This window comes from Kitasatospora sp. NPDC091257, assembly GCF_044757675.1.
GTDB lineage: Bacteria > Actinomycetota > Actinomycetes > Streptomycetales > Streptomycetaceae > Kitasatospora > Kitasatospora lactacystinica.
This window is the reverse complement of record NZ_JBIVVI010000375.1, coordinates 1-7,253: the sequence shown is the minus strand read 5'-3', so window position 1 is coordinate 7,253 and position 7,253 is coordinate 1. Positions and strand designations below refer to the sequence as shown.

General features: G+C 74.5%; 7 protein-coding genes. 3 read left to right on the top strand and 4 right to left on the bottom strand.

The annotated features are described in order from the left end of the window. From ACIQOV_RS18800 to ACIQOV_RS18785, 4 genes are all read right to left on the bottom strand, one after another. Nucleotides 1-1,182, bottom strand: a 1,182-nt coding sequence (locus ACIQOV_RS18800) for a sensor histidine kinase (RefSeq protein WP_401049746.1), incomplete at its 3' end; no start/stop codon positions are given. 8 nt (nt 1,183-1,190) lie between these two features. After that, nucleotides 1,191-1,913, bottom strand: coding sequence for an ABC transporter permease (locus ACIQOV_RS18795; protein WP_401049744.1), 723 nt, complete (start codon nt 1,911-1,913; stop codon nt 1,191-1,193). Then, nucleotides 1,910-2,884 carry an ABC transporter ATP-binding protein gene (locus ACIQOV_RS18790; protein WP_401049742.1) on the bottom strand — a complete coding sequence of 325 codons (975 nt, stop codon included), beginning with the start codon at nt 2,882-2,884 and terminating at the stop codon, nt 1,910-1,912. The genes ACIQOV_RS18795 and ACIQOV_RS18790 overlap by 4 nt, the downstream gene beginning before the upstream one ends. 194 nt (nt 2,885-3,078) lie before the next feature. Continuing rightward, nucleotides 3,079-5,232 carry a prolyl oligopeptidase family serine peptidase gene (locus ACIQOV_RS18785; protein ID WP_401049739.1) on the bottom strand — a complete coding sequence of 718 codons (2,154 nt, stop codon included), beginning with the start codon at nt 5,230-5,232 and terminating at the stop codon, nt 3,079-3,081. 313 nt (nt 5,233-5,545) lie between these two features. Here ACIQOV_RS18785 and ACIQOV_RS18780 point away from each other — a divergent pair, with 313 nt between their 5' ends. The 3 genes from ACIQOV_RS18780 (at nt 5,546) to ACIQOV_RS18770 (ending at nt 7,160) form a co-directional block, all read left to right on the top strand. After that, nucleotides 5,546-5,740, top strand: coding sequence for a DUF2304 family protein (locus ACIQOV_RS18780; RefSeq protein WP_049658010.1), 195 nt, complete (start codon nt 5,546-5,548; stop codon nt 5,738-5,740). A gap of 104 nt (nt 5,741-5,844) precedes the next feature. Continuing rightward, complete coding sequence (gene mshB / locus ACIQOV_RS18775; RefSeq protein WP_401049737.1) at nt 5,845-6,753, top strand: N-acetyl-1-D-myo-inositol-2-amino-2-deoxy-alpha-D-glucopyranoside deacetylase; 909 nt, start codon at nt 5,845-5,847, stop codon at nt 6,751-6,753. Next, the gene (locus ACIQOV_RS18770) at nt 6,750-7,160 is read left to right on the top strand and encodes a DUF6113 family protein (RefSeq protein WP_401049734.1); all 411 of its coding nucleotides are present in this window, start codon (nt 6,750-6,752) and stop codon (nt 7,158-7,160) included. Before mshB ends, ACIQOV_RS18770 begins: the two co-directional genes overlap by 4 nt. The last annotated feature ends 93 nt before the right edge of the window (nt 7,161-7,253 follow it).

The window sequence follows — 7,253 nt, the reverse complement described above, 5'->3', positions numbered from 1 at the left end:
CCCCCGCTCCCCCGGCCCGGTCTCCAGCCGCCCGCCGACCAGGGCCAGCCGCTCCTCCAGCCCGGACAGGCCGTTGCCCGGCTGGGACTTGCCCGGCCCGCGCCCGTTGTCGGTGATCTCCAGGACGGCGTAGCGCTCGCCGCTCGCCTCCCAGCTCTCGTCCGCCGTCACCGTGCAGACGGTGGCGCCCTCGCCGTGCCGGACCACGTTGGTGACGGCCTCGCGCAGCGCCCAGGCCAGCGCCCCGGTCTCCTCGTCGGTCAGCGACGGCCAGGCGTCCACCAGCTCCGGCGCGGCCTCCAGCCGGACCTGCGCGGCGGCCAGCGCGGTACGGGCGGCGGCCAGTTCGACCGGCAGGGTCGGGCGACGGAAGCCGGTCACCGCCTCCCGGACGTCGATCAGCGACTGCCGGGCGACCTGCTCGATGTCGGCGACCTGCGCCCGCGCCGCCTCGTCCTTGCCGGCGTCCATGAACCGCCCGGCCAGCTCGCTCTTCAGGGTGATCAGCGACAGCGAGTGCCCGAGCAGGTCGTGCAGGTCGCGGGCGAGCCGCAGCCGCTCCTCGGAGGCCGCCAGGTGGGCGACCGCGGCCCGGGCCTCGCGCAGTTCCTTCATGGTGGCGACCAGCCGCTGCAGACCGGTCATCGCGATGCCGGAGAGGAAGGCGCTGAGCGCGAAGGTGGACACGTTGTCGACGCCGGCCCCGATGCCCGTCCCGACGGCGGCGGTGAGCACGGCCATGGCGACCAGGGCGCGCAGCGCGTAGTGGGTCGGCACGATGATCGCGACGCACACCGAGGCGTAGATGAACAGCGTCAGGAACGCGGCTCCGAGGCCGACCGGGGCGGCGACGGCGAGCCCGACCATCGTCGTGACGATCACCAGGCAGGCCCGCGGCCGCATCCCGGCCTGCGAGCGGAAGACCACCAGCAGCACGTAGGCGACCACGAACCCGGCCAGGCAGCACCAGCCGAGCACCGTCCCGGCCGTGGTGTGGCCGCCGTTCAGCAGGTCGCCCGCCGGGTAGGCCAGGTAGAGCATCCACAGCATCATCCAGGCGACCTTGACCAGCAGCTGGCGCCTGCTCTCCACCGGGGAACCGGGCACGTTCATGAAGGACGCGCGCGCCACGCCCACCTCCGGCGGTTCGTCGGGGCGGTGGGCCTGGCGCGCGTCACTCATGTCGATCATCATGCCTGGCGGCTGTCACGGCGGTACAGGGCCGCCGCGGCGGCGCCGAACACCACGAGGAAGGCGGCCAGCCCGGCGACCGCGCCGGTGTCCAGGGAGTGCCCGGGCCGGGTGAAGTCGGCCAGCTGGTTGTACAGGTACACCGGGTTGAAGCGGGCGAACCTCTCCAGTGAGCCGCTCACCGGGAACCAGGTGCCGCCGAGCAGGGCCATCGCCATGTAGGTGATCATCACGATCGGCTGCACCGCGTCCGGCGCCGCCGCGTACCCGAGCGCCACCCCGAGCGCGGCGAACACGAAGCTGCCCAGCCAGAGCGCGGCCGCCAGCCCGAGCCACTGCGGCACGCTCAGCGAGACGCCCTGGCTCGCGCCGACCGCGAAGACCACCAGGATCGCCGGCAGCGTGGTGACGGCGGTCGCCGCGATCTTGCCGACGGTGTACGCCCGGCCGGGCAGCGCGGTCAGCCGCAGCTGGCGCACCCAGCCGCTCTTGCGCTCCAGCGAGATCCGCTGCGCGCTGCCGGTCAGCACCGCGCCGACCGCGCCGAAGGTGGCCATCGAGACCATGAAGTAGGTCTTCACCGGCAGGCCCCCGGCGAGCTGGGTGGAGCCGTAGGCGTTGATGAAGAAGACGTACATCAGCGCCGGGTAGGCGATGGTGAAGAGCAGGTAGCGCCGGTTGCGGAGGGTCCGCAGGATCTCCAGCCGGATCAGGGTGGTCATCGCACGGTCTCCTTCTCGGTGTTCTCCCGGCCGGCGTCCCCGGCGCCGGCCTCGCGGTCCAGCTCGCCGGTGATGGTCAGGAAGGCCTGCTCCAGGCCCACGCCGGCGACCTCCAGCCCGCGCGGGTACAGCCCCGCCCGGTAGATCCCGGCCACGGTGGCGTCGGCGTCCGCGGTCCGGATCCGTACCGTCCGCACCCCCGCGACCCTCGCGGTGACGTCCAGCGACCGCACGCCCGGCAGGGTGCGCAGCACGGGCTCCTCGAACCCGCCGTCCGCGTCGTGGAGTTCGAAGGCGACCCGGCGGGCTCCGGCCCGCGCCTTGATCTCCGCCGAGCTGCCGTCGGCGATCAGCCGGCCCCGGTGCAGCACCAGGACGCGGTCGGCGATCGAGTCGGCCTCCTCCAGGTAGTGGGTGGCGAACAGCACCGTGCGCCCGGCGTCGGCCTGCGCGCGCATGCTCGCCCAGAACGACTGCCGCACGCTGACGTCCATGCCGGTGGTCGGCTCGTCCAGCACGATCAGGTCGTTGTCGCCGGCGATGGCCAGGGCGAAGCGGACCCGCTGCTCCTGGCCGCCGGACAGCTTGTCGACCCGCCGCTCCGCCAGCTCGGTGATCCCGGCGTCGGTCAGCACCTCCGTGACCGACCGGCCGCGCGGGTGCACGTCGCAGGCGAGCCGCACCAGCTCGCGCACCTTGACGTCGGTCATCAGCCCGCCGCTCTGCAGCATCGCGCCGACCCGGCCGGCCTCGATCGCCGCCCGCGGGGTGGCGCCGAACAGGGTCACGCTGCCCCGGTCGGGCTCGCGCAGGCCGAGCAGCAGGTCCAGGCTGGTGGACTTCCCGGCGCCGTTCGGCCCGAGCAGGGCGACGGTCTCTCCCGGCCTCAGCACGAGGTCCAGTCCGTCCACGGCGCGCACCCGCCCGTAGCTCTTGCCCACGCCGCGGAAGGCGGCCACCTCGGTACCCATCGCCCGGCTCCTCTCCCTGATGGTGTCACGCTCGTGGCGTCACGGTCGGTGCTGTTCGCACCACCTCAGAGTCCCGCGCGGGCGGGTGGCGGCGGCAGTGTCCGCCGTCGTGCCTTCGGCATGACGGATGTCATGCCGGCGGCCGGTACCCCGGTCAGGGGCACCGGCCGCCGAAAGCGCTGGTCGGACGGGTGTCACACCCCCAGCGAGCGCTTCACGAAGTCGACCTGGAGCAGCAGCAGGTTCTCCGCGACCTCCTCCTGCGGGGTCATGTGGGTGACTCCGGACAGCGGCAGCACGGTGTGCGGGCGCCCGGCGGCGAGCAGCGCCGAGGACAGCCGCAGGGTGTGCGCGGCCACCACGTTGTCGTCCGCCAGCCCGTGGATGATCATCAGCGGGCGCTCCAGGCCGGCCGCGTACCCGCTCAGCGAGTTGGCGGCGTACACCTCGGGCCGCTCGGCGGGGTCGCCCAGGTAGCGCTCGGTGTAGTGGGTGTCGTACAGCTCCCAGTCGGTCACCGGCGCCCCGGCCACCGCCGCGTGGAAGACGTCCGGGCGGCGCAGCACGGCGAGCGCGGAGAGGTAGCCGCCGTACGACCAGCCGCGGACGGCGACCCGGTCGAGGTCCAGCGGGAACTCCCCGGCGAGCGCCCGCAGCGCCTCCACCTGGTCGTCCAGGGTGGCCCCGGCGAAGTCGAAGGCGATCGACTTCTCCCAGGCCGGCCCGCGCCCGGGCGTGCCGCGCCCGTCGGCGACGACCACCGCGAAGCCCTGGTCGGCGAACCACTGCGAGTTGAGGTGCGGGTTGTGCGCCTGGACGACGCGCTGGCCGTGCGGGCCGCCGTACGGGTCCATCAGGACGGGCAGCAGGCCGTCCCGCTCCCGGTCGTAGCCGGTGGGCAGGAAGACGGCCGCCGGGATGCGGCGCTCGCCGGCGAAGCGGAAGACCGGGCGGGCGGTGATGACCGGGGTCTCGGCGTACGAGGCGATGGTGGCGACGTCGTCGACCGCCAGGCCCTCGGGCAGGTCCCGGGCGACCTGGACCAGGGTGCCGGGCAGGTCCGGCTCGGCGGTGGCCCGGACGGTGATCCCGCCGCCGTGCACCGCGCTGGTGACGGAGGTGAACGGCCGCCCGTTGGCGGACTCCCAGCCCAGTCGCGTGCCGTCGTGGCTGATCCGGCCGACGCCGATCCAGCCCGGCTCGGGGTCGGTCTCCTCGGCGCCGCCGGCGGCGCCGAAGAACACCTCCCGCTCGGTGACCGCGACGACCGAGCGGACGTGCAGGTCGGCCCCGGTCACGGCGCGGTCGCCGATCACCAGCGCCCGCACGCCGCCCTCGTCGGAGATCCGGACCAGCTTGCCGTCCGGGGTCCAGGCCGGCGCGCCCGGGAACAGCTCCAGCCAGACGCCGTCCTTCTCCTCGTGCAGCACCTCGGTGGCGCCGGTGGCGGCGTCCAGGCCGAGGATCCGCTGGCCGCGCTGGTCGCGGGTCTGGACCAGGAGCAGCGGCACGCCGCCCTTCGACCAGTGCACCCGGCCCAGGTACGGGTAGGCCTCGCGGTCCCAGACCACCTCGGTGCGCCCGCCGTGCAGGTCGAGCAGCCAGAGCCCGACCTCGGCGTTGGCGCCGCCGGCCGCCGGGTAGGCGACCTCGGCGGGCTCACGGTCCGGGTTCGCCGGGTCGGCGATCCACCAGCGGCGCACCGGGCTGTCGTCGGCGCGCTCGACCAGCAGCCGGTCGCCCGCCGGGGACCACCAGAAGCCGCGGTCGCGGTCCATCTCCTCCTGCGCGATGAACTCGGCCTGGCCCCAGGTGACGTTCGGGCCGTCCGGCTCGGCGAGCACCCGGTCGCCGCCGCCGTCGGTGCGGGTCAGCCGCAGCTCGCCGGCGGTGTTGGCGTACGCGACGTAGGCGCCGTCCGGGGAGAGGCGCGGGTCCAGCAGCGGCCCCTCGGCGGGCAGTTCGGCGGTGGCGCCGGTGGTCAGGTCGGCGGTGAACAGGCGGCCGGAGAGGGCGAAGGCGGCCAGCTTCCCGGCCGCGTCCAGGGCGTAGCCGACGATGCCGGCCGAGCCCTCGCGGCTGCGCTCGCGGCGGGCCCTCTCGGCCGGGGAGAGGTCCTCCTCGCCGCCGCCGAGCAGCGCGGCCGGGTCGGCGGCGACCCGCTCCTCGCCGGTGGCGGTGTCGAGGGTCCAGAGCAGGTTGGCCCGGTCGCGGCCGGATCGCGAGCGGAGGAAGACGACCCGCGAGCCGTCCGGCGCGACGGAGAAGGAGCGGGGCGCGCCGACGGTGTAGCGCAGGGTCCGCGCGTACTGCCTCGGGAAGGTGTCGGCAGAGGTGTGGGAGGTCATGGCACCAGACCTTATGACGACGGACCACCACCCCCGGGCGTGCGTTGATCACTCGTTCGGAGCATCGTCGACAAGTACGCCCCAAAGAGGTCCAAACCGCCTCCGACCGGCCCACGCGCCCCTCGGATGCCACGATGCCCCGGCGCGCGCGGACTCACCGAGGGTAATGACACCCTCACCCATCGGGTATGACTTGTCGCGCGAGTGAACGCCCGGCCCCGTCCCGGACCGCGGTCACCCGCAGCCCCCAGTCCCGCACCGTCCCTCGCCGCTCTCCCCCGGGCGGCGTGCCCGAGAAGGGGTGTGAGCCGACATGGCCATGAACATCTCCGCCGCTGTGCTGATGCTGGTCATCGTGGTGATCCTGATCCGCCGGTCCGGCCTGAAGCTGGCGCACGCGATCGTCTGCGCGCTGCTGGGCTTCTACCTGGCCTCCAGCTCGATCGCCCCGTCGATCAGCCAGGTCACCAGCAACCTCGCCGGAATGATCAACGGCCTGAGGCTCTGACCCCGCCGCCGCGGCCGCGAGGGCCTGACGTCGCACGCGCGCCTGCCCCGCCCGCCCTCCGGGCGGACGACGGGAGCGTGACGACAGGCCCTAGGCTTCCTCCCATGACCGCGACTACCGGCCGCCGCCTCCTCCTGGTGCACGCGCACCCCGACGACGAGTCGATCGGCAACGGCGCCACCATGGCCCGGTACGCCGCCGAGGGCGCCCGGGTCACGCTGGTGACCTGCACCCTCGGCGAGGGCGGCGAGGTGATCCCCGCGCGGCTGGCCCACCTGACGGCCGATCGGGACGACACCCTCGGCGCGCACCGGATCGGCGAGCTCACCGAGGCGATGCGCGCCCTCGGCGTGACCGACTTCCGCTTCCTCGGCGGCCCGGGGCGCTACCGCGACTCCGGGATGATGGGCGTGCCCGAGAACGACGTGCCCGGCTGCTTCTGGCGGGCGGACGTCGAGGAGGCGGCCGGCCACCTGGTCGCGGTGATCCGCGAGGCGCGCCCGCAGGTGCTGGTCACGTACGACCCGGACGGCGGCTACGGGCACCCGGACCACATCCAGGCGCACCGGGTCGCGATGCGCGCCCACGAGCTGGCCGCCGACCCGGCGCACCGGCCGGAGCTGGGCCCGGCCTGGCGGATCGCCAAGGTGTACTGGAACCGGATGCCCCGCTCGGTGATCGAGGCCGGGCTCGCCGAGGCCGCCGCCAAGGCGTCCTTCCCGGGCGTGGCGCAGCCCTCCGACGTCCCCGGCGTGGTCGACGACGAGGTGGTCACCACCGTCCTGGACGGCGCGGCGTACGCGGGGCGCAAGGCCGCCGCACTGACCGCCCACGCCACCCAGATCACCGTGGACGGCGCCTTCTTCGCGCTCTCCAACGACCTCGCCCAGCCGCTGTTCGCCACCGAGTACTACCAGTTGGTGCACGGCCAGGCCGGGCCGGGCGGGCCGGAGGACGACCTGTTCGCCGGCCTTCCGCTCGACGCCGCCCACGCCGAGGAGGGCACCCGATGAGCAAGTCCGACGCCACACCGCCGCGCCGCACGCTCGCCGCCGCCGTCCTCGGCACCCGCGAGGAGCGGCTGGCGGAGCCCCAGCCCCCGCGCGCCGCCCGGATCGGGGCCTACGTCCTGTTCTTCCTGCTGGGTGCCGCGGTGTCGGTCTGCGGATCCTTTGTGCAGGCCCTGTGGCCGCCGGTGGGAGTCCTGCTGGCGCTCGCCGCGACCGGCGCCACCTTCTACGGCGGCCTGCGGGTCACCGGCACCCGGCTCGGCGCGGGCGCGCCCGCGGCCGGCTGGTTCCTGGCGATGCTGCTGCTGATCGTGCCCCGGCCCGAGGGCGACAACGTGCTGTGGTCCAACGCCACCTCGCTGGCCTGGCTGTTCGCCGGGTCGGTGCTGGGCGTGATCTGCGCCACCTGAGCCGGCGATCTCGGCGGCGCGCTCCAGCGCGGCCGGGGAGAAGGTCGCCAGCCACAGGCCGCCCTCGGAGGCGAAGGACTTCTGCGGGGCGAA

Excerpts from the sequence above, each read along its gene's own strand:
- ACIQOV_RS18770 (WP_401049734.1), top strand. The coding sequence starts at position 6,750 with ATGAGCAAGTCCGACGCCACACCGCCGCGCCGCACGCTCGCCGCCGCC.
- ACIQOV_RS18785 (WP_401049739.1), bottom strand. The coding sequence starts at position 5,232 with ATGACCTCCCACACCTCTGCCGACACCTTCCCGAGGCAGTACGCGCGG.
- mshB (WP_401049737.1), top strand. The coding sequence starts at position 5,845 with ATGACCGCGACTACCGGCCGCCGCCTCCTCCTGGTGCACGCGCACCCC.
- ACIQOV_RS18790 (WP_401049742.1), bottom strand. The coding sequence starts at position 2,884 with ATGGGTACCGAGGTGGCCGCCTTCCGCGGCGTGGGCAAGAGCTACGGG.
- ACIQOV_RS18795 (WP_401049744.1), bottom strand. The coding sequence starts at position 1,913 with ATGACCACCCTGATCCGGCTGGAGATCCTGCGGACCCTCCGCAACCGG.
- ACIQOV_RS18780 (WP_049658010.1), top strand. The coding sequence starts at position 5,546 with ATGGCCATGAACATCTCCGCCGCTGTGCTGATGCTGGTCATCGTGGTG.